This is a genomic window from Acidithiobacillus sp. 'AMD consortium' (genome assembly GCF_008926505.1).
Classification (GTDB): Bacteria; Pseudomonadota; Gammaproteobacteria; order Acidithiobacillales; family Acidithiobacillaceae; genus Acidithiobacillus; species Acidithiobacillus ferridurans.
The window spans coordinates 2,802,501-2,828,065 of record NZ_CP044411.1 but is presented as its reverse complement, the minus strand read 5'-3'; the positions used below and the strand labels follow the sequence as shown (position 1 = coordinate 2,828,065).

Here is a 25,565-nt window from a genome sequence, read left to right as displayed (position 1 = left end):
GTCGCGCAATGTGTGCAGGCGCGTCGTGTAACACCACACAGACCCCAGCGGCTGAAGAGTCCCTGGGGTCTGTGTATTTTGTGGTCTGGCGTTTATGCTGACAGACAACGCAAGGCATGGAGACATCATGTTGACGGATATCGTAATCCTCGCTGCCGGGCAGGGCACGCGCATGCACTCGGCTCTACCCAAGGTGCTGCAACCGCTTGGGGGAAAACCAATGCTTGCCCACGTACTGGCTACGGCGACAGATCTGGCGGTGCGGCGTATCCACATTGTGGTCGGTTTCGGCGGCGATGCCGTGCAGGCCGTCTTCCCGGACACGCCGGCGAGCTGGTGGACTCAGGCACGGCAGCTCGGTACCGGCGATGCGCTGAAATCGGCGTTGCCGGGTTTCATGGGAGCGGACCGGGTACTGGTACTGTATGGCGACGTGCCCCTCTTGACGGCAGCGACACTGCGCGAATTTCTCCAACAAACCCCGGCGACAGCACTTGGATTGATGACGGCATCGGTAAGCGAGCCCCACGGCTACGGCCGGATTCTCCGTGATACGGACGGCCAGGTGCAGGCTATCCGTGAGCACAAGGATTGCCAGACGGACGAACAGGCCATCTGCGAGATAAATCTTGGGATGATGGTACTGCCGGTACAGCCGCTGGCGGGCTGGCTACAGGGACTGTCTGCACGCAATGCCCAGGGCGAGATGTACCTGACGGATGTGGTGGCGGCAGCGCGGGCGGACGGCTATGTCGTTTGGCCCTTTACACTGGCTGATGCGACCGAGGCTCTGGGGGTGAATGACCCCTTGCAGTTGGCGATTCTGGAGCGTGTGTTTCAGCGGCAGCAACTGCGCGCGCTGCAGATGCGGGGATTACGGGTGGCGGACCCGGCGCGGGTAGACATTCGTGGCGAGCTTACTTGCGGTCAGGACTGTTGGGTGGATGCCAACGTGTTGTTTGTCGGCGAGGTGCATCTGGGGCATCGCGTCCGCGTAGGAGCTGGCGCCGTTTTGCAGGATGCGCAGATTGGCGACGACGTGGAGATTCTACCCTACAGCCTTATCGAAGGCGCCCAAATTGGGGCCGGGGCGCGGATCGGACCTTTCGCGCGGATTCGCCCCGGAACGGAGATCGGCGAAGCCGCTCATATCGGCAACTATGTCGAGGTGAAGGCTGCCAAAATCGGCGCGGGCAGCAAGGCCAACCACCTGAGTTACATCGGGGACGCGGAGATCGGTACCGGAGTGAATGTGGGCGCCGGGACGATTACCTGCAATTATGACGGAGCGAACAAACATCGGACCATCATCGGCAATGACGTGTTCATCGGCTCCGACAGCCAGTTGGTGGCGCCAGTGCACATTGGCGACGGAGCGACCATCGGCGCGGGCAGCACCATTACCAAAGAGGTACCTCCGGGAGGACTGACGCTGAGTCGCAACCCGCAGCGTACCATTCCTCATTGGCAGCGGCCGCGGCGTGACAAAAAGTAATTCCCGATAACGCGGGATGGTCTTCGATGACAGGAGAACAGGATCATGTGCGGTATTGTCGGTGGGGTGAGCAAAACAGATCTGGTCCCGATGATTCTGGAGGGGCTGCAGCGCCTGGAGTATCGTGGCTATGACTCTGCCGGGCTGGCGATATTGGGGACCAATGCGGATTTGCTGCGGGTGCGCAGCGTCGGGCGCGTCGCCGAGCTGACTGCCGCCGTTGTCGAGCGTGGCTTGCAGGGTCAGGTGGGCATCGGCCACACGCGCTGGGCCACCCATGGCGGCGTCGCCGAATGCAATGCGCATCCCATGATCTCCCATGAACAGATCGCAGTGGTCCATAACGGTATCATCGAGAACTTTCATGCCTTGCGCGCCCGCCTGGAAGCAGCTGGGTACACCTTCACCTCCGAGACCGACACGGAGGTCATCGCGCATCTGGTGCACCATTATCGGCAGACCGCGCCGGACCTGTTCGCGGCGACTCGCCGGGCAGTGGGCGATCTGCGCGGCGCCTATGCCATCGCGGTGATCTCCAGCCGCGATCTGGAGACCGTGTGCGTGGCACGGATGGGCTGCCCGCTGCTGCTGGGCATTGCCGATGATGGGCATTACTTCGCTTCGGACGTGGCGGCCCTGCTGCCGGTGACCCGCCGCGTGTTGTATCTCGAAGACGGCGATGTGGCCATGCTGCAGCGACAGACCCTGCGGATTACGGATCAGGCCGGAGCGTCACGGCAGCGGGAAGAACACTGGAGCCAGCTCAGTGCGGCGGCTGTCGATCTGGGGCCTTACCGCCACTTCATGCAGAAGGAAATCCACGAACAGCCCCGCGCAGTTGCGGATACCCTGGAAGGTGCGCTGAACAGTCAACTGGATCTGACGGACCTCTGGGGAGATGGTGCCGCGGCCATGTTTCGCGATGTGGACCGGGTGCTGTTCCTGGCCTCTGGCACTAGCCACTACGCGACATTGGTGGGACGCCAATGGCTGGAAAGCATTGTAGGGATTCCGGCGCAGGCGGAGCTGGGGCACGAATATCGCTACCGGGACTCCATTCCCGACCCGCGCCAGTTGGTGGTGACCCTTTCGCAATCCGGCGAAACGCTGGATACTTTCGAGGCCTTGCGCCGTGCCAAGGATCTCGGTCATACGCGCACACTGGCCATCTGCAATGTCGCGGAGAGCGCTATTCCGCGGGCGTCGGCGTTGCGTTTCCTGACCCGGGCCGGCCCAGAGATCGGAGTGGCCTCGACCAAGGCGTTCACCACCCAGTTGGCGGCGCTCTATCTGCTGGCTCTGTCTTTGGCCAAGGCGCAGGGGCGTCTGAACGAAGTGCAGCAGGCTGATCACCTGGATGCCTTGCGGCAACTGCCGGGCAGTGTCCAGCAAGCCCTGAACCTGGAGCCGCAGATTCAGGGGTGGGCGGCACGTTTTGCCAGCAAGGACCATGCGCTTTTTCTGGGGCGCGGCCTGCACTACCCCATTGCGCTGGAGGGCGCGCTCAAACTCAAGGAAATCTCCTATATCCACGCCGAGGCTTATCCTGCGGGCGAATTGAAGCATGGCCCCTTGGCCCTGGTGGACCGCGACATGCCCGTGGTGGTGATCGCGCCCAATGACCGCCTCCTCGAAAAGCTCGCTGCCAACATGCAGGAAGTCCACGCCCGTGGCGGTGAGCTCTATGTTTTTGCCGATTCGGACAGCCACTTTAACGCCAGTGAGGGCGTGCATGTGATGCGTTTGCCCCGTCACGCCGGTCTGCTCTCCCCCATCGTCCACGCTATCCCGGTGCAGTTGCTGGCCTATCACGCGGCGCTGGTGAAGGGCACCGATGTGGACCGGCCGCGTAACCTCGCGAAGAGCGTGACGGTGGAGTAATGGGGCGGTTCGGTGTACCGGGTGTTGTTAACGGACAATAGAGTATCATCCCGGCGTTTCCCTGAATTTCGGGCGGCCGGACCTGCTTGGCAGACGCAGCGAACTGGGCTGTGAATGGCGCAGGCATGGTCACGGCGTGCCGGGGGAGATCTGTGAAGAGGCGCCGGCTATAGTCCGTGTCACGGGCAGCTACTTTTGCTGATCCCCCGTGTGCTGATGAATACAGAGAAGGAGAGGTGCTATGCGTTGTCTGGTTAGCAGTGCTCGCCCTTACGATGAGCAGTTCCTCAGCGCCGCTAACCACGGACGCCACGAATTGGTATTTCTTGAAACCGCATTGAGCGCGGATACGGCCTTCATTGCCCAGGGATACCCTGCCATTTGCCCCTTCGTGGATGACACGCTGGACGCAAAAACCCTGGAAACCATAGCGCGCTTGGGGACTAAACTACTGGTGTTGCGCAGCACCGGGTTCAACCATGTGGACATCCCTGCTGCCGAGAAGTATGGCATCACCGTCATGCGGGTGCGCGATTATTCTCCTTATGCGGTGGCTGAATATGCCGTCGGCCTGATGTTGACCCTGAACCGGCATTTGCATAAAGCTTATAATCGAGTGCGTGACGGTAATTTTCTCCTCGACGGCTTGCTTGGATTTGATATGCATGGCAAAACTGTCGGTATTGTTGGCACTGGAAAAATTGGTCAGGCACTCGCCCGGATTCTGCATGGTATGGGCTGCCACCTGTTGGGCTATGACACAGTCGTCAATCCCGCGTGCCTGGAACTCGGCGTTGCGTATGTACCGCTGGAAGAATTGCTCGCCAAAAGCCAAATCGTCAGCCTCCATGTGCCGCTTCTCCCGGAAACCCGGCATCTGATGAATGCGGAACGGTTCGCCTTGATGCCCGATGGTGCCGTGCTGATCAATACCAGCCGCGGTCCGCTCATCGACACCACGGCACTCATTGCGGCGCTGAAAAGCCGCCATCTGGGTGCAGTGGGTCTGGATGTCTATGAAGAAGAAGCGGAATTATATTTTAAGGATCATTGCGACGACATTATCTGCGATGACAGCTTCGAACGGTTGCTTACCTTCCCCAACGTTATCGTTACCGGCCATCAGGCCTTTTTTACCCGCGAGGCCCTAAAAACCATCGCGGACACCACGATCCAGAACCTGGATGACTACAGCGATGGAAAGGATAATCCAAATTGCGTTCGCAGCAAGGGGTGAGAACAGTTCCGATATTCCATTCGCGAGGAATCCCCATCGGCGCCAGCCTTGGATGAGGCACCTGCGGCCTTGATTTTTTCTTTGGCAGGCACCACTTTCAGCGTGCTTACATTCAACCGTTCGCTCGCTGCGCGAACCCCGTTACTTCATCAGGAGAGATAATGGCCACCGGCAAGGAAACCATGCAATTTCAAACCGAGATCAATCAGCTATTGCAGTTGATGATCCATTCGCTGTACTCCAACAAAGAAATCTTTCTGCGCGAGTTGATCTCCAATGCCTCCGACGCTTGCGACAAGCTACGTTTCGAGGCATTGGCTGACCCCGCCCTCTTGACAGGTGACAGCGAGCTCAAGGTAGAGGTGGACTTCGATCCCGAAGCCGGCACCATTACCGTGCGGGACAACGGTATTGGCATGAACCGCGACGAAGTGATTGCTAATATCGGCACCATCGCCAAATCCGGAACGCGAGAATTCTTTGAACGCCTCAGCGGCGATCAGACCAAAGACGCCAAGCTGATCGGCCAGTTCGGAGTAGGTTTTTATTCGGCATTCATCGTTGCAGATCGCGTTAGCCTGAACACTCGTCGCGCCGGCATGGAGGCCGAGCATGGCGTTCGCTGGGAGTCGGATGGTACCGGAACCTACACCCTGGAAACCCAGGATCTGCCCGCGCGCGGTACCGAAATCGTCTTGCACTTGCGTGAGGAAGAACGCCAGGACCTGCTCAGCGCATGGCGCTTGCGCAGCATCATCAACAAGTATTCGGATCACATACCCCTGTCGATCCGTATGCGCAAAATAGGCGAAGATGGCAAACCTGGTGACGAATGGGAAACGGTCAATAAGGCCTCCGCTCTCTGGCAACGATCCAAGTCCGAGATCAGCGACGACGAATACAAGGAGTTTTATCGCTATGTCAGCCACGACTATGGCGACCCTCTGGCCTGGAGCCACAACCATGTGGAAGGACGGCTGGAATACACCTCCTTACTTTTCATTCCTGCCAAAGCACCCTTTGATCTCTGGGATCACAACCATTCCCACGGTATCAAGCTCTATGTGCAGCGCGTCTTCATCATGGACGATGCCGAGCAGCTCCTTCCCCGCTATCTGCGCTTTGTGCGCGGTGTGATCGATTCCAGCGATTTGCCTCTTAACGTCTCCCGCGAGATTCTGCAAGGTAACCGAGTCATTGATCAGATGCGCTCCGGTTCGGTGAAACGAATACTGAGTCTCCTCGAGGAAATGGCCGAGAAAGAGCCTGAAAAATATCAGACGTTTTGGAATGAATTCGGACGGGCACTCAAGGAAGGGCCGGGCGAGGATTACAGCAACCGCGAACAGATCGCCAGGCTGCTGCGCTTCGCCAGCACCCACACGGACACGGACACGCAAAATGTATCGCTGGCCGATTACCTCGCGCGTATGGCCGAGGGTCAAGACAAAATTTACTACATCACTGCGGACTCCTTCCTTGCCGCCAAGAACAGCCCACAGCTGGAGTTGCTGCGCAAAAAAGGCATCGAGGTATTGCTGCTCAGTGATCGCGTGGATGAATGGCTGACCAGCCATCTGCCGGAATTTGAGGGTAAGGTACTGACGTCCGTCGCCAAAGGTGCACTTGACCTGGGCGCCATCGAAACCGAAGAAGAACGCAAATCGCAGGAAGAAACCGAAAAGGATGCCGAGGGTTTGGTGGAACGCATCAAAAACGCCTTAGGCGAGCGGGTGGAGGCTGTGCGCGTATCCCATCGCCTGACCAGTTCTCCGGCCTGTATCGTCCTGGGCGAGCGGGACATGGCCCTGTACATGCAGCAATTGCTCAAGCAGGCCGGTCACGAAATATCCAGCACCAAACCTGTCCTGGAGATCAACCCCACCCATCCCATGCTGGCACGCATAGAAGGCGAAAAAGACGATACTCGCTTCGCCGAATGGTCAGCACTGTTGCTGGATCAAGCGATTCTGGCCGAGGGGGGGCAATTGGAAGATCCCGCCGGTTTCGTCGCCCGTATCAATCAGTTGATGCTTGCGCTGGCAGGCTGAGCTTGCCTGACCAAAAACAGGAAATCCCCCGGCTATGCCGGGGTGACAGTTTTGTCCGTCAATATCTACCGGCTCATGGTCGCTGCCAGCAGGGGCCGCAACTCCTTGAGCGTTCTCGTATTGAGCACGTCCTTCATCTCCAGCCAGCCGCGCTGCGCCTGCTGCAGGCCAAAACGCAGGTTGTCGAAGTCGTGAATACTGTGGGCGTCGGAATTGACGGCCAGCAGCACCCCTTCTTCCTTGGCCGTCCGCGCATGGATATCGACGAGATCCAGCCGCTCGGGCTGAGCATTGATCTCCAGAAAGCATCCTCGCTCGCGCGCATGGCGGATGATGCGGGGCATGTCCACATCCATGGGGTTCCGGCTGCCGATGAGTCGCCCGCTGGGGTGGGCGAGGATGGTGAAATGGGGGTTGTCCATGGCCTTAAGGATGCGTGCGGTCTGTTTGCCCCTGGGCAGATCGAAGCGGTAATGCACGGCCGCCACCACCAGGTCCAGATCGGACAGGATACCGCCGGGTAAATCCAGGCTGCCGTCTTCCAGAATGTCTACCTCTATGCCCTTGAGGAGCGTGATACCGTCGAGTTCGGTATTGAGGGTATCAATCTCATCCATCTGCCGACGCAAACGCACCGGGTCGAGGCCATGGGCGACGGTCAGGTGGCGGCTGTGCTCGGTGATAGCCAGATATTCCAGACCCGCGGCCCGGGCCGCCGCAGCCATGTCTCGTATACTATAGTGGCCATCGCTGGCCTTGCTGTGGGCGTGAAGGTCACCGCGTAAATCGCCCATCGCCACCAGTTTCGGCAGATGTCCGGCGCGGGCGGCCTGGATCTCGCCGCGGTTCTCCCGCAATTCCGGCTCGATATAAGGCAGGCCGACAGCGGCGTAGACCGACTCCTCCGTATCGCCGGCAATCCGTTCCTTCCCGCGAAAAAGCCCATATTCGTTGACTTTCAGACCTATATCCTGACCCATGCGGCGGATGGCGATGTTGTGGGACTTGGAGCCGGTAAAATAATGCAGGGCGGCACCATAGGCGGATTCGTCCACGGCGCGCAGGTCCACCTGGAGCTTGTTGCGCAGGATCACGGTGGCCCGGGTGGTACCCTGGGAGAACACTTCCGCCACATCCTCATAGGCGGTGAAGCGCTCCATGACCGGACTGTCCGCAGAGGCCGTAGCCAGTATATCCAGGTCGCCCACCGTATCCCTGCCGCGCCGGAAGCTGCCGGCCACCACCACTCGCCGCACCCCGGGTACGTTCCGCAGATAGCGAACCAGGGCGGCGGCATACGGAGCGGCGACGGCGATGGGAAAACGAGGAACGGCGGCGATCTGGGCCTGAAGGGCTTCCAGAATGCGCGCTTCGGTTTTCTCGCCAAAACCGGGGATACTGCGAATGCGCCCCTCTCTGGCGGCGCGGGTGAGCTGGTCCACGGTTTCCACGTCCAGTTCGTGCCAAAGTGCCTTGACCCGCTTGGGTCCAAGACCCGGCACCTTGAGCAGCTCCGTCAGCGCTGGCGGGGTTTGTTTTTCCAGTTTTTCGAGGAAGGAGCAGTGTCCCGTGGTGACGATCTCGATAATTTTTTTGGCTAGATCCTCGCCGATGCCGGGTAGCTCGGTGAGGTCCTCGCCAGCCTCCACCATGGTTTTGAGGTCGCTGGTCAGCCCCAGCACGAGGCGGGCGGCGGTGCGGTATGCCCGCACCCGAAAGGGGTTGGCGTCCTCGATCTCCAAAAGATCGGCGATTTCGTCGAATGCGCGCGCGATGTCGGGGTTGAGAACGGGCATGACTTAGGGATGCGGCGGTTTTTGTGGCGGCGGTGTATTGCGCAATATCTCCAGCACCTCTTCGTCCTTGACTTCCCGGAAATCCGTAAAGAACTCTCCTACCGCATGAAACGGCTCCGGGGCCGACAGGTAAACCAGATCATCTGCGAGGGGATGCAAACGCGCGATGGTGTCGGGAGGGGCCACGGCAAAGGCGGCGATCAGGCGCGCGGGCCGCTGCTGGCGAAGGAGACGCAGTGCAGCCCCCAGAGTAGCACCGGTGGCGACGCCGTCGTCAACCACAATGACGATCCGGCCACGGGGATCGATGGCCGGGTGAATCGGCGTGTATTGCGCCCGTCTCGCCTTGATCACCTCCAGTTGCCGGGTGGCTTCGTCGCGAATGTATTGCTCGCCGATGCCCAGACGGCCGGCAATGGGATCCATCCATATCCGCCCGCTTTCATCGACGGCGCCTACGGCATATTCGGGGTTGCCGGGCGCCCCGATCTTGCGTACCAGAACCACGTCAAGGTCACCGTGCAGCGCGTTGGCGATGATGCGCCCCATGGGTAGTGCCCCGCGGGGAATGGCGAGCACCAGGGGATCTTTGCCATCATAAGCGGTCAGGCTGCGCGCCAGTAATTCCGCTGCCGCTTCACGGCTGGCATAATTCGGGGGATAAGTAGTCATGGTTGGAACCCCCTTAACCGCTCCAGCAAGTCCACCGCCAGCGCGGCCCCTGCCATATCGATCTCCAGATCGCGGCTGAGGCGGCGGCTGAGGCGGGCGCGATAGAGATCGAGACTGCGGAAGCGCCAGTGCTGCGGGCCGCTGCCTTCGGGACGAATGACGCCGTAATGCACCAGTTGCACGGCTTCGCCTTCGGCGCAGTGGAGCAGGGTGCAAAAGTGCGGAAAATCAAAGCAGAAATCGCCCTCTTCCAGCAACTCCGCTTCGATGACGGTGATCGGTGGTGAAACCATGGCGCATTCTCCTCGGTCTTCTCGTCAGCGGCGGGGATGGAAGTCGGACATCTCTGCCAGTTGGTTCCACAGGGCTTTCTCCGGTTCGCCGATTTTTTTGGGGACGACAATCTGGATTACGGCATACAAATCTCCAGGTGGTTTGCTGCCGGCGCCGGGCAACCCCTTTTGACTGAGCCGCAGCTTCTGCCCGCTGCTGCTGCCGGCCGGAATCTTCATGCGCACGTCGCCATCCAGGGTGGGAACTTCGACGCTGGCGCCGAGCACCGCCTCCCACGGAGTGATGTGCAGGTCATGATATAAATCACTGCCCTCTATCCGAAACCTGGGGTGTGGCAGAAACTGGATGTGCAGGTACAGATCCCCATTGGGACCGCCACCCATACCCGGCGCGCCCTGCCCGGCCATACGCAGTCGCTGTTCTTCGCGGATGCCTTTGGGGATCTTGACGGTCAGGCGCCGCGCTTCACGGCGCATACGGCCATCGGGCCCCATGGTGGGTACTTCCAGGCTGATCTCACGCTGGGCGCCCTGGGCCGCATCCTCCAGGCTGACGCGGATCGTGGCCTCGCTATCTTCGCCTTGGCTGCGGAATCCGCCCGCCCCGCCGCTACCGAACCCACCACCCTGTTGCTGGCGGAATATGGACTCGAAAAAGTCGCTGAACCCACCGCCACCCCCGCCAAAGCCACCCGCGGCCTGCTGACCCCAGCCGGGCGGGGGCCGGAACTCCTGGCCGGCGCGCCAGTTGCTGCCCAACTGGTCATAGGCGGCACGTTTCTCCGGATCCTTGAGCACCTCGTAGGCTTCCTGGAGGTCCTTGAAGCGTTCCTCCGCATCCTTTTCCTTGCTCACATCCGGGTGATATTTGCGCGCCATTTTGCGATAGGACGCTTTGATGGCATCGGCATCGGCGCTGCGTTCGACCCCCAGAATTTTGTAGTAGTCCTTGTATTCCAACTCGTCCCCCTTATCATTGGTTATAGCAGACAGCGGTCCGACTGCAAGTCTGCCTGCCACAATGCGGTCATTACGCCGTATTTTCAAGCCTGGGCGCGTGCGCGCAAGGAGTTGTCGTGTCTGAATGGTCTGCTCTCAATCCCCGCCAGATGGAGGCGGTAACCCTGCCGCCCGGTCCGGCGCTGGTGCTGGCGGGGGCAGGATCGGGAAAAACGCGGGTGCTGACCAGTCGTATCGCCCACCTGCTGGAAGGGGACGTATACCCTGGCGCAATTCTTGCGGTGACCTTCACCAACAAGGCGGCACGCGCCATGCGCGGGCGATTGGATGGCATGGTGGCCATGGACTTGCGGGCCTTGTGGATGGGCACCTTCCACGGCATCGCCCACCGTCTGTTGCGCATGCATCACGAAGTGCTGGGCCTGCCTGCAGACTTTCAGGTCCTGGATGCCGACGATAGTCAGCGCCTGCTGCGGCGGATCATGCGCGAAGCGCAGATGGATGAGAAGCAGTGGCCGCCGCGCGCCATGGCCGGGCGTATCGGCCGCTGGAAAGACGAGGGTTGGCGGCCGGAACAGGTGCAACAATATGAAGGTCCGGCAGCGGCGCCCTTCATTCCCATCTACAGCGCCTATGAAGCGGCTAAAAAGCGCTCCGGGCTGGTGGACTTCGGTGACCTGTTGCTCTACGCCCTGCGTCTTTGGGAATCGCCGGAAATCCTCGATCATTATCAGCGCCGTTTTCAGCATATTCTGGTGGATGAGTTTCAGGACACCAACGCGGTGCAGTACGCATGGCTGAAGGGGCTGGCCCGGAATGGGCAGATTTTTGCTGTCGGCGATGATGACCAGTCCATTTACGCTTGGCGGGGCGCACGAGTGGAGAATCTGCTCCGCTTCGGCGAAGACTTTGCCGGGGCGCGGGTGGTGCGCCTGGAGCAGAACTACCGTTCTACGGCACCCATCCTGCAGGCGGCGAATGCCGTGATCGCCCACAATTCCGATCGTCTCGGCAAAACCCTGTGGACGGCGGAGCGGGGCGGTGAAGCCATCCAACTCTACACCGCTTACAACGAATTTGACGAGGCGCGCTATGTGGTGGGCCGCGTTCAGCAATGGCTGGACGGTGGTGGGCGGCGTGCGGACTGCGCCATCCTCTACCGCTCCAATGCCCAGTCGCGGGCCTTTGAAGAAGTGCTGGTGCGTGAAGGGATGCCCTATCGGGTCTATGGTGGTCTGCGCTTTTTCGAGCGAGCGGAGATTAAGGATACGCTGGCCTATCTACGTCTTACCGCCAACCGTCACGATGATGCGTCTTTCGAACGGGTGGTGAACGTGCCAGCGCGGGGCATTGGTGCGGTCAGTGTCGAGCGTCTGCGGAATCTGGCCCGCGAGCGCGGCCTCTCGCTCTGGCAGGCCGCCGGCGAACTCGGTCAGCCGAAAATCAGTGCGTTCCTCAATCTGGTGGATGATCTCGCCGCACGAACGGCGGAGGTGGATCTCGGCGAGCGGGTGGAGATGGTACTGTCCCGCACCGGCCTACGTGAGTGGCACAGTCGCGAGGGCGACCGCGCCGAAGGCCGCCTGGAGAATCTGGATGAGCTGATCAATGCGGCACGCGGCTATGCCCAGGACTGGTCCGCCGACCCCAATCTCGGTGATCTTGCGCCGCAACCGGGCAATATGCTCTCGGAGTTCCTGACCCACGCTGCCCTGGAAGCCGGGGATGGCGCCGGAGACGCCTGGGAGGACTGTGTGCAGTTGATGAGCCTGCACAGCGCCAAGGGCCTGGAGTTCCCGCTGGTGTTTCTGGTGGGGCTGGAAGAGGGGCTGTTTCCCCATCAGCGCTCTCTGGAAGACCCCCAGGGGCTGGCTGAGGAACGGCGCCTGTGTTATGTCGGCATGACCCGGGCCATGCGTCTGCTGGTCATCAGCCATGCCGAGAGCCGCCGCCTGCACGGCAGTGAGCGGATGACCATGCCCTCGCGCTTTCTGCGGGAGATTCCCCAGGAACTGCTGCGGGAGCTGAGGCCCCGGGCACGGATCAGCCGACCTGTCATGCCAGTGCGAGTACAGACACCCGGAATGCCCTATCCTCTGGGGGCGCGCCTCCAGCACCCGGTCTTTGGCGAGGGAATGGTGCTGGATTATGAGGCTGGCGGTCGCCAGGGCCGGATTCAGGTGCAGTTTGCGTCGGGAAGCAAATGGCTGGCGCTGGGGGTGGTGGCTTTGGAGCGGTTACCTTAAAACAAGGAGTGGAGCGTGATGAAAATGAAACTACAGGGCGTTTTGTGCGTACTATTTCTGCTGTTTGCACCCGCCGTCTGGGCGTCGGTGAATATCAATACTGCGGATGCGACGGCGCTGGATGCGTTGCCGGGCATCGGTCCGGCCAAGGCCCAGGCGGTGCTGGAATACCGGCAGGCGCACGGGCCTTTCAGGAGCGTGGATGAGCTCGCCAGTGTTCACGGTATCGGTCCCAGGCTCCTGGAGCGGTTGCGCCCGGTGCTCAGTCTCGATGGTGCCACGACCTTGCCACAAACCGCAGCCAGACACACCGGCCATTCCCATACCGCCGTGCCGACCGGCGAGGAGCGCGTTGTCCGGCACGGCAGTCACGGATACATCCTGGAAAGCGGCCCGCAGACGAACGCTTTCTCGCTGAAGGACTAAGCGATCTGCCTCAGTCCATCAGGCGGAAAATCCCCCAGATCGGTTCGCGATGCCAGGCATGCAGGGCTGCCATGCCGACATGCCCGATCCAATAGACCCAGACCACGGTACCCAGGAATTCATGCAAGGGAACCAGCATGTGCAGGGTGCCCCCCGGCGGGGTTCCGCTCTGGGGCAGGAAAAAGAAAATGACGGAGCCGATGACCCCGGTGCAGGTCACTGCCAGCAGTCCCAGACCATGCATCAGGCCGGCCAGCCCGCAACGAGGCCCGGTTGGCGGCAGGCGGGCACGCAGCAGCATGCGGGCATCCGCCAGGATGGGCGCCCATGGCCCCCTCCAAGGAAAGATCTCACGGCGGATCTGCGGTTCGCTGGCAATCCATAACCACTGCCAGAGAATGAACAGCACCGTCATCAGGCCAATCCAGGAATGGAGGCTGAAGAGGATGCCGCCGACACTGCTATAGTTGGCATGCTTCCAGTTGGGCTCCATCCACAGCGAGGACCAGAGCTGCCAGGTGACGCCAAAGGCAATCCCTGCATGCAGCCAACGGCCCTCCCGGGGCCAGATATTACGGGGCGGTTTCGGGTTGGCTTCTGCACACATGATCATCGGGCGACGCCTCCACGTCATAAACGGACCGGATTCAGGGTGGATCGGAGCACTCTAACCCAGGCAGGCCAGACCGCCAAGATGATGCTTGAATCCCGACCTCGGCAGGATTATAAGAACACTCTGATATCCTATAACCCCGGGGCCCGGCGCGCGTGAAAGGTCGTTGGATACCGGCTGGTGCAGATAAGGGAGAGGCCCATGATCTGGTTGTACGTCATCAACACCTGCATCGCCGTAGGTATCGTCCTGGCCGTGCTCTTTCCGCGCCAGACCCAACGGCTGCTGCGCTTGCTGGGTTTGTGGAACCTGGTCAGTTCGGTCGATACCATACGGTTTCAAAAAATCATGCAGAGTCTGGGGATCTTTCTGATGGTGGCGGCGGCTGCACTCTTCGCCTCGATCCTTGCCGGTGGGCATGCGCTGGATTGGGCCTTACCGGCCAGCGAGGGCCTGTTCTTCGGGCTCGCGCTGGTGGTGCTCGCACACTGGTCGGGGAAGAAGCCACCCGATGATCAGTCGTGATACCAATGGCATGTCTCCGAGCAGCATCAGGTTTATGCTAAGCGCCTCGCTGGCGCATGAGGAGAATCCGCCGGTATTCCTCCGGGTCTTTGCATTGGGTGATGGTCCCGGGGCGGCGAAAGTGCACGGCATCCAGGCGCAGGAGCCAGAAGCGCAGGGCCGCTGCGCGCAGCAGTGGAAACCACAATGCTTCCTCGCCGGTCCGCGGAGGTCGGGTAGCCACATAGGCATCCCACAACGCCGTAACCAATGCCCGGTCGAAACGACCATCGGCTTCCGAGCACCAGGCATTGGCCACCACCGCCAGATCGTAAAGCCAGGCATCGTCCCCAGCATAGTAAAAATCGATGGTGCCGGAGATCTGGCCGTTTTCGAACAGGACATTATCGGGAAAAAGGTCCGCATGGACGACGCCACCGGGAAGATCCCTGCGATTCAGGGCGCTCTGATAGGCGATTTCATCCGCAATCACGGCGTTGTTTTCCGGGCTCAAGTGCGGCACCAGATATCTGGCCGTTTCCTGCCACCAGAGGAGTCCGGCGGGGTTTTGGTGCCGCTCCGGGAAGGCCTCTCCAGCCAGATGCATGCGCGCCAGCAAGGTGCCAAGCACACCGATTTCGGCAACAGAGGGTGCCCGCCCCACGATGGATGCGCCACTCAGACGCTGAACGATGGCCGCCGGTTTGCCGCATAACGTACTGAGACTGTTTCCTGCGGTGGTGTGCACCGGGCGTGGGCAGGGAATGCCGCGTAGGCTCAGCCATTCAGTAAGATCCAGGAAATAAGGGATTTTATTACGCGGCAGACGCTCGAATATTGTCAGGACAAAATGACCCTTTTCGGTGTCGAGGAAATAGTTGCTGTTCTCCACGCCGGCGGAGATGCCGATCAGCGCGCGGGCGCCGCCGAGGTCATAATCTCTGAGAAATTGCGCGAGTTCGGGTTCGCTGACATTGGTATAAACAGACATAAACGGCACTTTCGCTCAGAGATGGGAAGGAACGGGGCAGAATTACCAGCGGAAAATTACCCAATGCGGCACACTCAGGTGTTCAGCCGCCGTCTGCGGCACTTCGGTGAAGCGGCCGGTGCCACCCTTGTCTTCCAGATAGTAGGGAGGGAACGGTTTGGGTGGGATGACCTTGACCATGTACACCTTGCCATTGACCTTATATTCCTCGATCCGGGAGCCTTTCGGCACCTTGATCTCGGCTTTGGGTCCGGTTTTGGCCTCGGGGGCCAGCGTCGGCAGATGCAGTTTTTGGAGATTGTCCGCCGCCCATGTGGAGAGGCTGGCGCCTAACGCAAAGCAGGTACCGACAACCAGCACGAAGATACGAATGGACATGGTAATACTCCCTGGGGTCCTTAAAGGTTGAGAAGGGCCTCTGTCTCAGCGGCGGATGGTGCAAAGCCGCGTTTTTCATAGTGATTAAAAATGGCCGATACCACTTCGTCGGTGTCGTCGATCATGGTGATGAGATCGAGATCTTCCTGTCTGATGGTGCCTGCCGCAAGCATGGAGCCCTGCCACCAGTCGATCAGCCCTTTCCAGAAGCTGGACTCCACCAGGATGATGGGCATTTTGCGGGTCTTGCCCGTCTGGACCAGGGTCAGGCACTCCGCCAGTTCGTCCAGGGTTCCGAAACCGCCCGGCATCACCACGTAGGCGACCGCATATTTTACGAACATGACCTTGCGTGAGTAGAAATGCTCGAAGGATATGGAGACATCCTGGTAAGGGTTGGTGTGTTGCTCATGGGGCAGTTCGATATTGAGCCCGATGCTGTAGCCCGTGCCGCGAAAGGCGCCCTTGTTGGCAGCTTCCATCACGCCGGGACCGCCGCCGCTGATGACAGAAAACCCGGCATTGGAGAGCTTCTCGGCAATTTCCTGGGCTTTCAGATACCAGGGATGTTCCGGCTCGATGCGGGCTGAACCGAAAATGCTGACGCAGGGTTCGACGTCGGCCAGCTTTTCGTAACCATGTACAAACTCAGCGATAATCTGAAAAATTTTCCAGGCTTCGCGGGTGAGGCGCCCCTCGCCCTTGTCGCGCAGTTTTTCCGCATCAAGATGTGCCCGCATCCGTCGTTCCAGTGTCAATGGTGGTAGTTTTCCGTATTATGACGGAAATCCGCGGAGAAGTCCCAGACCATGCCCCAAGATCCCCGTATCCTCGTCGATGCCTCCAGCTTCCTCTATCGTGCCTTTCACGCGCTGCCTGACTTGCGCGCCCCGGACAATCTTCCGACCGGGGCTATTTACGGCGTCGCCAACATGCTCCGCCGCTTGCTGAAAGAGTATCCGAGTGACGAAATCATCGTCATATTCGACGCCCCCGGCGAGACGTTCCGGGACAGACTTTATCCTGAGTATAAGGCACACCGGCCCGCCATGCCGGAGGAGCTACGAGTCCAGGTTCCGCTGCTGCACGACTGGATCAGGGCCACTGGCCTGCCGCTCGTGATCGAGCCCGACGTGGAGGCGGATGACGTGATCGGCACCCTGGCCCGGGAGGCGGCGCCCAACCAGCAGGTGCTTATCGTCACCGGCGACAAGGATATGGCTCAATTGGTGAATTCGCGGGTGCGGCTTGTCGACACCATGAAAGGTATCGAAACGGATGTGGCCGGGGTTGAGGAGCGCTTTGGTGTACCGCCGGAGCGTATTGCCGACCTGCTGGCGTTGATCGGCGACAAGGTGGACAACATCCCCGGCGTGCCCGGCGTCGGACCGAAAACGGCCGCCCGGTGGTTGACGCAATATGGCGATCTGGACGGCGTGCTGGCCCACGCCGGCGACATCGGCGGCAAGGTGGGTGAGGCGCTGCGTGCCTCCGCACATTATCTGCCGTTGAGCCGCGATCTGGCGACCATTCGCTGTGGTCTGACGCTGCCTGTCGCGACTTACGCCCGCCAGGCGGCAGACGTGGTCGCCCTGCGGGCGTTGGCGCAGCGCCTGGGTTTTCAGGCCTGGCTCAGGGACTTGCCGGCGGACGATGCGGGGAAAGCGCCGGAAACGCGGAGCAGTGACATAGATCGCGCCGCCTACCAGGCCATCACCAGTGCGGAAGCGCTGGATGCGCTGCTGCTTGCCCTGAAAGCGGCCGATGTGGTCGCTTTGGACACGGAAACCACGAGCCTCGATCCACTGCATGCCGATCTGGTGGGGATTTCCTGCGCCTGGCAGGCCGGTGGCGACTATCAGGCTGTCTACGTTCCCGTTGGCCACCGCGACGCTGGTCCGCAACTGGATCGACAGGCAGTCCTCACCGCCATGCGCCCGTGGCTGGAAGACCCACAGGCCGCCAAGCTGGCCCAGAACGCTAAATACGATTGGCGGGTTTTCTGGCGACATGGCATCCACCCCGCCGGCCTGACCCGCGACACGTTGCTGGAGAGCTACGTCTTAAACAGCAGTCACAATGGTCACGATCTAGACACCCTCGCCGAGCGCTACTTGCAACATCAGAACATCCGCTACGAAGAGGTGGTCGGCAAAGGCAAGTCAGCGCGTAGTTTTGCCGATGTGCCGGTAGCGGAGGCGTTGCCCTACGCGGCAGAGGATGCCGATGTCTGTCTGCGTGTGGACGCGCAGCTCTGGCCGCGGTTCGCCAGCGAGCCGGGCTTGCGGCGCGTGTTGATGGAAATAGAAATGCCGCTGGTGCTGGTGCTGGCGCGTATGGAAGAAGCGGGCGTCAAAATCGATCGTGCCCAGCTCGAAGTGCTGAGCACGGAACTGAGTAAAGACATGGCGGACTGTGAACAGAAGGCCTTTGTTCTGGCGGGGCAATCCTTCAACCTCAACTCCCCGAAGCAGATTCAGGAAATCCTCTTCGACAAGATGCGGTTGCCGGTACTCAAGAAAACCCCCGGCGGTCAGCCGTCGACCAATGAAGACGTGCTCGCCCAGCTCGCTGTTCATGCCGATCTGCCACGCCTGATTCTTGATTATCGTGGCATGGCCAAGCTCAAAAACACCTATGCGGATGCGCTGCCGCAGATGATCAATCCCGACACCGGCCGGGTCCATACCCATTTTCAGCAGGCGGTCGCGGCCACCGGACGCCTTTCCTCCAACGATCCGAATCTGCAAAATATCCCGGTGCGTACCGAACAGGGTCGGCGTATCCGCCAGGCTTTTGTCGCCGAGGAGGGGCACTGGCTGCTGAGCGCCGATTACTCACAGATCGAACTGCGTATCCTGGCCCATCTCTCCGGGGATGCTCGCCTGTTGCAAGCCTTTGCGGAGGGCGAGGACATTCATGCGGTCACCGCCGCCGAGGTCTTTGATCTGGCCCCGGAAGATGTGGACAGTGCCGCACGTCGTGCCGCCAAGGCTATCAACTTCGGTCTGATTTACGGGCAGACGCCCTATGGCCTCGCGCAACAGTTGGGCATTGATCAGACGGCCGCGCGACAGTACATGGACCGTTACTTTGAGCGCTATCTGGGTGTTCTCGAATATATGGAGCAGACCCGTGCCCTGGCGAAAAAGCAGGGCTATGTAGAGACGCTCTTTGGCCGTCGCCTGTATGTACCGGAAATTCGCTCCAGCAACCCGGCCCGGCGTAATTATGCCGAGCGTGCGGCCATTAACGCACCGATGCAGGGCACCGCGGCGGATCTCATCAAGATGGCGATGATTGCGGTGGATACCTGGTTGCAGGAACAGCCCGAGCGTGGTCGGATGATTCTCCAGGTACACGACGAACTGATTCTGGAGGTGCCGGAGGCCGGCCTGGAGGCTGCGAAGTCGGCACTAAAGGCGCGTATGGAGGGTGTAGCGGAACTGGCGGTGCCGCTCCTCGTGGGGTTGGGTATCGGCAAGCACTGGGATGAAGCGCACGGCTGAACTCAGGCTTTCCCGGCAGTCTCCGTTCCGCTGCTGAAGCGGAACATCTTCATCACTGCATCGCTGTCCAGTTGTTCGCCATTGAGGGCCATGGCCAACAGTTCCCCGCCCAGCACCTGCGGGGCGATGATCATGTCCGGCTGCACCCGGCGGACGCGTCCCAGATTTTTGCTATCGTTGACGGCAGCTACGGTTTTGGCGGAGCCCTCCATTTCTTTGACCGCCAACACCACAAAGGCGTTTTCGGAGTCGTCGGCGCGTAGGGCAAGTACGGCCGCCGCCTGGTCGGCCCCGGCACTGCGCAGCACATCCGTGTCGCTGGAGTCGCCGATAATGAGATCTTCCGGCTGATAGATGGAGTCATCAGGCTGATGCCCCATAACCATTACCACGGGTAGATTGCGACTCTTGAGTTCGCGATAGCTGTTGCGCGCCAGCGGGGTGTCGCCCGCAATAATATAATGGCCTTTGCGGATCATGTGGCGCTTTTCTCCTTGCAGGGCGGATTGCAGGCGGTTGTTCACTGCCGGAACGATAATGGCCGAAAGCGACGTGGCAAACACCGTTATCCCCAGCACGATTAAAGATACCACAAAAAGTCGCGCTTCGTTGCTGACCGGCAGGATATCGCCGTAGCCCACGGTAGCCATGGTGACCACCGAAAAATACAGTGCCGTAGACAGGCTATGAATCTGCGGTCTGAACCCGTTCCCCAGAATATATGCGCCAAAGACGCCGTAGCTCATGACCATGATGGCGCCGACCAACGCAAACAGCGTGCCGGTGGCCAGACTGCTGCGGTTAAAACGGCCGCGAAATATCCAGAGGAAAAAGACCAGCGCGGCATTATAACAGAGCAGCACGGAAATCTGCTGAGGATGGCGGTAAATGCCAAAGGCGAGGATGGCCGTCGCCATGGTCAGGACGATAGCCCAGGCGAAACGGGAGCGGAAGACCAGGCCCAGGGACATGATCAGCAACACCACGCCCGCAGCACCCTGGGGAACGCCGCGAAAGGCATCCAGCACAAAGCTGTGCGAGACATCCGCCAGACTGTCGACGTAGCTCAGGCCCAGCAGATGCTCCAGCGCCGGGAGGATATTGAAGAGCCCGAGAAAACCTACCGCCGCCGCGATGGGAAAATGCGGATACCAGTCCTCCAGGTGGAGGACGTTCGTCCAGTGCTGCCTGCGCGCGCGCCAGCGGGCACGCCGGTCTGGCCGCAAAACATGCCAGGGATGTTGTTCACTGAACTTTTTTGGCACGCGTCACTCCAACGCTGTAGATGACCCGTTGGTTGTCTGGGTCCGGTCTACCCTCCCTGACCGGATCATGAGTTCTCCCCTCCCTTTGAGAACTCGCTATTAGCCCCGGCTTCGGCTGGGGTTTCTTTTTCTGAATCCGGTGTGAACCATCTTGCTATACGTTCATGCAACTCATCGATACCCAACCCTGACTGGGCGGAAAATAGCTGCATATCGACCCCCTGCAATTCCGGAATCCGCCGCAAGCGGGCCATTTCCTGAATCGCCGCACCGCGGCTGAGTTTGTCTGCTTTGTTGAGCAAGACATGCACCGGTCTATTGCAGCCCTCCGCGAAGGCAATGAGGTCGGCATCATGGGCAGTATAGGGGTGGCGGATATCCATGACCAGGATCAATCCGCGCAAGCTGCCGCGCCGCCGTAGATATTGTTCCAGCAGTGGCCCCCAGGAGCGCCGCAGTGCCTCGGGGACCTTGGCGTACCCGTAGCCGGGCAGGTCCACGAGGCGTTGCCCCGGATCGAGATCGAAAATATTGATGGCCTGGGTACGGCCCGGGGTGCGGCTGACCCGCGCCAGTGCGCGGCGCTCGGTCAGCATATTGAGGGTGGATGACTTACCGACATTGGAACGGCCGGCAATGGCCACTTCGGCGCCATCATCGGCGGGCAACTGGCTAGGCTGGGTCACACTCAGGCGATAGGCTGCCCGCCGTAGCGGCGCGAAACGAAAGGAATTGGGGTTGGTATGGTCCATGCCCAGAGCATAGTCGCCATGCGCCTTATCTGGCAATCGGAAGCCCAAATTTATGCCTGTCACCGCTTGGGTCTGGCCCGGTGCGGCCGTAAACGGCCCGATACGATGGTAGCCGCCGGTGGCGCCTGACCATGTCCGGCGACGGACAGCGCCACCGGCTACGCGGTTTGGTCGTGGTCCTCCGCCCGGCTAAAAAACCGCTGGAAAAAGTATAGATAAGCGCCTTGCAGCGCCCCCGCAACCAAAAAAGGTGTTACCAGCATCTCTGCCTGAAAGAACATGGCGGTAATGGTCGGGCCGATAGAGCGCGGTGCCTGTACAGACAGGCTGTTCACCGTCGCGGCCAGACCACGTTGGCTTTTGCCCACCAGCCCCAGAAAGAGGGCCTGCCGTGAGCCTATGCTCCCCTGATTCAAAGCCGCACGGGCGATGAAGAGCAGCATCGCCACCCAGAAAAACGGTGCAAACGGCAGAGCCAGCAGCAGCGCCAGCCCGAGCAGACGCATACGCAAAACCGTTCCGACCAGGCCAAAGCGCCGAATGAGGCGCAGACCGATCAGCGACATGACAGCGGCACTGACGAAGGCGAGGGCCATCGCGCCGCCAATCGCCGCGGGCCCTACCCCAAAGCGCAGGTGAAACCAGTACGCCATCAACGGTCCCACCATGCCAATTCCCAGGCCATTCAGCGCATTGATAGTGCCAAAAGTCAGCAACACCCGCCAGATGGGCTTGCGCACCTCCGGGGGGGCAGTCTGTATCTGCTCACTTTGCACTGCGGATGCCGTATCGACTGTCGATTCTTTTGCCGCACCCAAGAACAGCAGACAGATAAGCGAACCCAGCAAGACAACCAGGAAGAGCAGTCTGTAGGCCTCGGTACCCGGCAATACGCCCGCTAATATGCCGGGTAAGGTTGCCAGCGTAGCGCCGGCGGCCATCCCCAGAAGCCCGATGCTGGTATTCAAATGGAACACCTGCCCCCATTGCCCGCGGGTTACACTCCGGGACATCCAGGATTGCTCCGCTGGTGCGAAGGGCCCTGCCCCGCCGTTGGCGCCGCGACCGAACCCGCCCAATACGGCTGCCAGAGTGAGCCAGACGGGCTGGGCGGTACTCAGCGCAATGGACGCCGCGATGAGTTGAACTGCCTCGTAGCCCAGCAGAAAGCCTTTGGCACCATATTGATCGCTCAGGGGGCCCACCAGCAGTGTCGCCACAGCGCCGACCAGCAGGCTGGCCGAGTACAGGAGGCCGATAGTCAATGCCGACCAATGCAGGGCATGCAGATAGAGTGCAAAGTCGACGACCAGCGCACCCTGCCCCACGCTGCGCGCAGCTCGTGCACCCATCAGCAGTCGCGCAGTACGGGGGACCCCTTTCAGCAAGGGGGGTGTCGTTCAGGCAGGGGCGGAGTCAATGTGCTGATTGCGCGGTATGATGCGATTGTGCTCGTCTACATATACCAGTTGCGGCCGGAAACCGGCCACGGCATCTGCGGTGGCCTGCGCGTAGGCGGCGATGATCAGCACATCTCCCAGGGACACTCTGCGCGCCGCCGCACCATTGACCGAAATGATGCCCGACCCCGCTGACGCGCTGATCGCGTAGGTACTGAATCGGTCACCGTTATTCACATCGTAAATGTGTATCTGCTCATAAGGATGAATGCCCGCCGCAGCCAACAGGTCGCTGTCGATCGCACAGGAACCCTCGTATTCCAGTTCGACAGCCGTGACCCGCACCCGATGCAGTTTGCCCTTCAGGAGGGTTAACAGAATCATCGCCGACCCTCTTCCCGGGGCGGGCGGCTGGTCAGCCGGATTGCCCCCCGGGCGACAGACGCCAGGGCAGCCGGCATCCCTGCCTCAATCACCATTTTTCCCAGAAGGTTTAACATGACGCCATGCTCCCCATACAACGCGATCTGCGCAGTTTACTACCAGCATGGCCTGTGGGGGAACCTTCGCAGGTCTCGGGGTTCTATACTTGGAAAAACGTAAAAGATATCAGGATAACGGAATATGCCGGAAAACACCTGTAGCGGACTGGGTAGTGATGAAGCGCGGCAACGGCTTGCCCAATATGGCCCCAATGCAGTCACCGAAGAAAAACCCAAAAACTGGCTTCTCTTTCTCCACAAGTTCTGGGCACCGGTACCTTGGATGCTGGAAGGCACCCTGATTCTGGAAACCATATTGGGTAGGTGGCCAGAAGCGATCATCATCACTTTGCTCCTCATTTTTAATGGAGTGCTCGGTTTCAGCCAGGAACGCAAGGCGCAGAGCGCGCTGGAACTGCTGAAAGAGAGATTGCGGATTCAGGCCCGCGCCTGTCGCGATGGACGATGGCAAAGTATCCCGGCCGCCGACCTTGTGCCAGGCGATCTGGTTCATGTACGGGTTGGGGATATGGTTCCCGCCGATCTGTGTCTCAGCGATGGCGGCATATTGGTGGACCAATCCGCCCTGACGGGGGAATCCATGCCCGTGGAGCGGGCGGCGGGCGACACCCTCTATTCCGCCTCGGTCGTCCGTCGCGGCGAAGCTTCGGGGGAAGTTACGGCCACGGGGGCCAAAAGTTATTTTGGCAAGACCGCTGAACTGGTGCGCGGCGCCGGTGCCAAAAGTCACCTGGAAGAACTGGTGCTTTCCATCGTCCGCTATCTGGTAATGATGGACGTCATTCTCGTCGCCGCGATCCTGATTTACGCAGCCGCCAGTCACGTCCCTCTTGCGGAAATATTGCCTTTTGCGCTCATCCTGCTGGTTGCTTCGGTACCAGTGGCGCTGCCCGCCACTTTCACCCTGGCTACGGCCATCTCCTCCCTGCATCTGGTGCATCGGGGTGTGCTGGTTACCCGCCTGGCCGCCGTGGAAGAAGCCGCTGCCATGAGCGACCTCTGTAGTGACAAAACCGGCACTCTCACGCAGAACCGTCTCAGCCTCAGTCAGGCAAAGGGTTGGCCCGGCGTGGAAGAGGCGGAGCTTCTGAAGATGGCGGCCATCGCCAGCGACAGCGCCACTCAGGATCCCATTGATCTCGCCGTTCTCCAGGCGTCGCTAGCCCAGACCCCCCACCTCCCTGATCGTCAGCAGTTCGTGCCTTTTGATCCCGCTACCAAGCGTTCGGAGGGGGTTTTCATGCAGGACGGCGCATCCTGGCGCGCACTCAAAGGCTCACCCCAGATCATCGCCAAACTCTGCGGCAATACGGACTGGGAACAGGCGACAACGGATCTCGCCGCCGGTGGCGCAAGGGTGCTCGCCGTGGCAGCGGGCCCGGATGGCCAACCACGATTTTTCGGTCTGCTTGCGCTCGCTGATCCGATCCGCCCGGATGCGGCCCAAGTCGTTCAACAATTGCAGGAACTGGGCGTGCAGGTGCGCATGGTCACCGGTGACAGTCCGCAGACCGCAAAAAATGTTGCCACAGCGCTGGGTATCATGGGCAGCGTTTGTGACGGCAAGGCCCTGGCGGAGGACTGTGGCGTGTATGCCGGGGTTTTCCCCGCTGACAAGTTTCATCTGGTACAAGGTTTGCAGAAAAAAGGCCGGATCGTCGGAATGACGGGCGACGGGGTCAACGACGCCCCCGCCCTCAAACAGGCAGAGATGGGCGTCGCCGTGGAAAGCGCCACCGATGTTGCCAAGGCGGCGGCCAGCCTCGTGCTCACCACGCCCGGTCTGCAGGGGGTGTTTGATGCGGTGGTCACCGGCCGGCGCGTCTATCAGCGCATGCTCACCTATACCCTCAATAAAATTGTCAAAGTTTTTCAGGTCGCCCTGTTCCTGAGCCTGGGCTTCCTGCTGTTCCGCAGCTTTGTGGTTACCCCACTGCTGGTTCTTCTGCTGCTCTTCGCCAATGATTTCGTGACCATGTCCCTGGCGGAGGACAACGTGCGCCCCTCGCCAAAACCGGATCGCTGGGACATACATACCCTGGTATTTTCCTCGCTGGTCGTTGCCTTCGCCTGGCTGATTTATATCTTCGCCGTGTATGGTGTGGGCCGGTCGCTGGGGCTGTCGTTGGCATCGGTGCAGACCCTGGATTTCCTTGGCCTGGTATTTTCCGGCCTGGCCAATGTCTTTTTGGTGCGGGAGCGCGGCCATCTCTGGGCGTCAGTCCCCGGTCGCTTCCTGCTTTGGGCCAGTCTCGCGGATATTCTGGTGGTGGGCGGTCTGGCTGCGATGGGTTGGTTGATGGCGCCCTTACCGATACCGCTTATCGCCGGCCTGCTCCTGGCGACGATGCTCTACACCCTGATCCTCGACCAGATCAAGGTGCCTTTGTTGCGGCGACTAACCAGTGCCTGACCGTGACCCATGACGCCAATCCCGATGTCGGCAAAGAGCATTCAGCCGGGAGCCCGCCAATGCTAATATGCAGCCTCATCACAAAACACCGGCCAATTTATGACTATGAAGCATCAGGATACATTCGAACAAATCGCGCTTGGCACCGTCGACATGCTGCCCGAAGGCGAAATGCTGGCG

General features: G+C 60.4%; 22 protein-coding genes (1 of these 22 only partly in view). 10 read left to right on the top strand and 12 right to left on the bottom strand.

Annotation, left to right across the window (positions count from 1 at the left end; genetic code table 11):
* Nucleotides 1-127 precede the first annotated feature (127 nt).
* The 4 genes from glmU (at nucleotide 128) to htpG (ending at nucleotide 6,664) form a co-directional block, all read left to right on the top strand.
* Nucleotides 128-1,495: a bifunctional UDP-N-acetylglucosamine diphosphorylase/glucosamine-1-phosphate N-acetyltransferase GlmU gene (gene glmU / locus F6A13_RS14690; RefSeq protein WP_126604812.1), complete on the top strand. Its 1,368-nt coding sequence runs from the start codon at nucleotides 128-130 to the stop codon at nucleotides 1,493-1,495.
* Between the two features lie 45 nt (nucleotides 1,496-1,540).
* Entirely contained in the window at nucleotides 1,541-3,376 is a 1,836-nt protein-coding gene (gene glmS / locus F6A13_RS14685; RefSeq protein WP_126604814.1) for a glutamine--fructose-6-phosphate transaminase (isomerizing), read from the top strand.
* Between the two features lie 241 nt (nucleotides 3,377-3,617).
* On the top strand, nucleotides 3,618-4,613 hold the full coding sequence (locus F6A13_RS14675) for a 2-hydroxyacid dehydrogenase (RefSeq protein WP_126604818.1): 996 nt from the start codon (nucleotides 3,618-3,620) through the stop codon (nucleotides 4,611-4,613).
* Nucleotides 4,614-4,774: 161 nt separating this feature from the next.
* A complete protein-coding gene (htpG, locus tag F6A13_RS14670; protein WP_126604820.1) occupies nucleotides 4,775-6,664 on the top strand; it encodes a molecular chaperone HtpG in 1,890 nt (629 codons plus the stop codon).
* Between the two features lie 65 nt (nucleotides 6,665-6,729).
* Here htpG and polX read toward each other — a convergent pair whose 3' ends face one another.
* From polX to F6A13_RS14650, 4 genes are read right to left on the bottom strand one after another with little or no spacing between them, the layout of a single operon-like run.
* Nucleotides 6,730-8,460, bottom strand: coding sequence for a DNA polymerase/3'-5' exonuclease PolX (polX, locus tag F6A13_RS14665; protein ID WP_126604822.1), 1,731 nt, complete (start codon nucleotides 8,458-8,460; stop codon nucleotides 6,730-6,732).
* 3 nt (nucleotides 8,461-8,463) lie between these two features.
* Complete coding sequence (locus tag F6A13_RS14660) at nucleotides 8,464-9,132, bottom strand: phosphoribosyltransferase (RefSeq protein WP_126604824.1); 669 nt, start codon at nucleotides 9,130-9,132, stop codon at nucleotides 8,464-8,466.
* Nucleotides 9,129-9,425, bottom strand: coding sequence for a chaperone modulator CbpM (locus tag F6A13_RS14655; protein ID WP_113527646.1), 297 nt, complete (start codon nucleotides 9,423-9,425; stop codon nucleotides 9,129-9,131). The genes F6A13_RS14660 and F6A13_RS14655 overlap by 4 nt, the downstream gene beginning before the upstream one ends.
* 24 nt (nucleotides 9,426-9,449) lie before the next feature.
* A complete protein-coding gene (locus tag F6A13_RS14650) occupies nucleotides 9,450-10,385 on the bottom strand; it encodes a DnaJ C-terminal domain-containing protein (protein ID WP_126604826.1) in 936 nt (311 codons plus the stop codon).
* A gap of 116 nt (nucleotides 10,386-10,501) precedes the next feature.
* On the opposite strand from F6A13_RS14650, the gene F6A13_RS14645 reads away from it, so the two are divergent.
* Both F6A13_RS14645 and F6A13_RS14640 read left to right on the top strand, forming a co-directional pair.
* Nucleotides 10,502-12,631 (top strand): UvrD-helicase domain-containing protein, encoded by a 2,130-nt coding sequence (locus F6A13_RS14645; protein ID WP_126604827.1) that lies wholly within the window; start codon nucleotides 10,502-10,504, stop codon nucleotides 12,629-12,631.
* Between the two features lie 18 nt (nucleotides 12,632-12,649).
* Nucleotides 12,650-13,057, top strand: coding sequence for a ComEA family DNA-binding protein (locus F6A13_RS14640; RefSeq protein ID WP_126604829.1), 408 nt, complete (start codon nucleotides 12,650-12,652; stop codon nucleotides 13,055-13,057).
* A gap of 10 nt (nucleotides 13,058-13,067) precedes the next feature.
* Here the strand turns inward: F6A13_RS14640 and F6A13_RS14635 are convergent, their stop codons facing one another.
* Nucleotides 13,068-13,670: a cytochrome b/b6 domain-containing protein gene (locus tag F6A13_RS14635; RefSeq protein ID WP_113527650.1), complete on the bottom strand. Its 603-nt coding sequence runs from the start codon at nucleotides 13,668-13,670 to the stop codon at nucleotides 13,068-13,070.
* Between the two features lie 201 nt (nucleotides 13,671-13,871).
* Between F6A13_RS14635 and F6A13_RS14630 the strand changes: the two genes are divergently transcribed.
* Entirely contained in the window at nucleotides 13,872-14,195 is a 324-nt protein-coding gene (locus tag F6A13_RS14630) for a hypothetical protein (protein WP_113527651.1), read from the top strand.
* A gap of 37 nt (nucleotides 14,196-14,232) precedes the next feature.
* On the opposite strand, the gene F6A13_RS14625 is transcribed toward F6A13_RS14630, so the two are convergent.
* The 3 genes from F6A13_RS14625 to F6A13_RS14615 are packed head-to-tail and all read right to left on the bottom strand — an operon-like array spanning nucleotide 14,233 to nucleotide 16,283.
* Nucleotides 14,233-15,165 (bottom strand): homoserine kinase, encoded by a 933-nt coding sequence (locus F6A13_RS14625; RefSeq protein WP_126604832.1) that lies wholly within the window; start codon nucleotides 15,163-15,165, stop codon nucleotides 14,233-14,235.
* A 42-nt stretch (nucleotides 15,166-15,207) separates the two neighbouring features.
* Entirely contained in the window at nucleotides 15,208-15,543 is a 336-nt protein-coding gene (locus F6A13_RS14620) for a DUF2782 domain-containing protein (RefSeq protein ID WP_113527653.1), read from the bottom strand.
* A gap of 20 nt (nucleotides 15,544-15,563) precedes the next feature.
* Nucleotides 15,564-16,283: a TIGR00730 family Rossman fold protein gene (locus F6A13_RS14615; protein WP_113527654.1), complete on the bottom strand. Its 720-nt coding sequence runs from the start codon at nucleotides 16,281-16,283 to the stop codon at nucleotides 15,564-15,566.
* Nucleotides 16,284-16,352: 69 nt separating this feature from the next.
* Between F6A13_RS14615 and polA the strand changes: the two genes are divergently transcribed.
* A complete protein-coding gene (polA, locus tag F6A13_RS14610; RefSeq protein ID WP_126604834.1) occupies nucleotides 16,353-19,052 on the top strand; it encodes a DNA polymerase I in 2,700 nt (899 codons plus the stop codon).
* Nucleotides 19,053-19,054: 2 nt separating this feature from the next.
* Here polA and kch read toward each other — a convergent pair whose 3' ends face one another.
* From kch to panD, 4 genes are all read right to left on the bottom strand, one after another.
* Entirely contained in the window at nucleotides 19,055-20,317 is a 1,263-nt protein-coding gene (gene kch, locus F6A13_RS14605) for a voltage-gated potassium channel protein (protein ID WP_113527656.1), read from the bottom strand.
* A 65-nt stretch (nucleotides 20,318-20,382) separates the two neighbouring features.
* A complete protein-coding gene (yihA, locus tag F6A13_RS14600) occupies nucleotides 20,383-21,105 on the bottom strand; it encodes a ribosome biogenesis GTP-binding protein YihA/YsxC (protein WP_353850885.1) in 723 nt (240 codons plus the stop codon).
* Nucleotides 21,106-21,227: 122 nt separating this feature from the next.
* Nucleotides 21,228-22,421, bottom strand: a complete 1,194-nt coding sequence (locus F6A13_RS14595) for an MFS transporter (RefSeq protein ID WP_113527658.1) — start codon at nucleotides 22,419-22,421, stop codon at nucleotides 21,228-21,230.
* A 48-nt stretch (nucleotides 22,422-22,469) separates the two neighbouring features.
* Complete coding sequence (gene panD / locus F6A13_RS14590; RefSeq protein ID WP_113527659.1) at nucleotides 22,470-22,853, bottom strand: aspartate 1-decarboxylase; 384 nt, start codon at nucleotides 22,851-22,853, stop codon at nucleotides 22,470-22,472.
* A 240-nt stretch (nucleotides 22,854-23,093) separates the two neighbouring features.
* Here panD and F6A13_RS14585 point away from each other — a divergent pair, with 240 nt between their 5' ends.
* Both F6A13_RS14585 and tyrS read left to right on the top strand, forming a co-directional pair.
* Nucleotides 23,094-25,385, top strand: a complete 2,292-nt coding sequence (locus F6A13_RS14585; protein ID WP_126604835.1) for a plasma-membrane proton-efflux P-type ATPase — start codon at nucleotides 23,094-23,096, stop codon at nucleotides 25,383-25,385.
* 99 nt (nucleotides 25,386-25,484) lie between these two features.
* A protein-coding gene (gene tyrS, locus F6A13_RS14580; RefSeq protein ID WP_172959356.1) for a tyrosine--tRNA ligase crosses the window boundary here: on the top strand, nucleotides 25,485-25,565 show its beginning. The gene runs 1,143 nt beyond the window's last position; only the first 81 of its 1,224 coding nucleotides appear in the window; it begins with the start codon at nucleotides 25,485-25,487; the stop codon falls past the right edge of the window.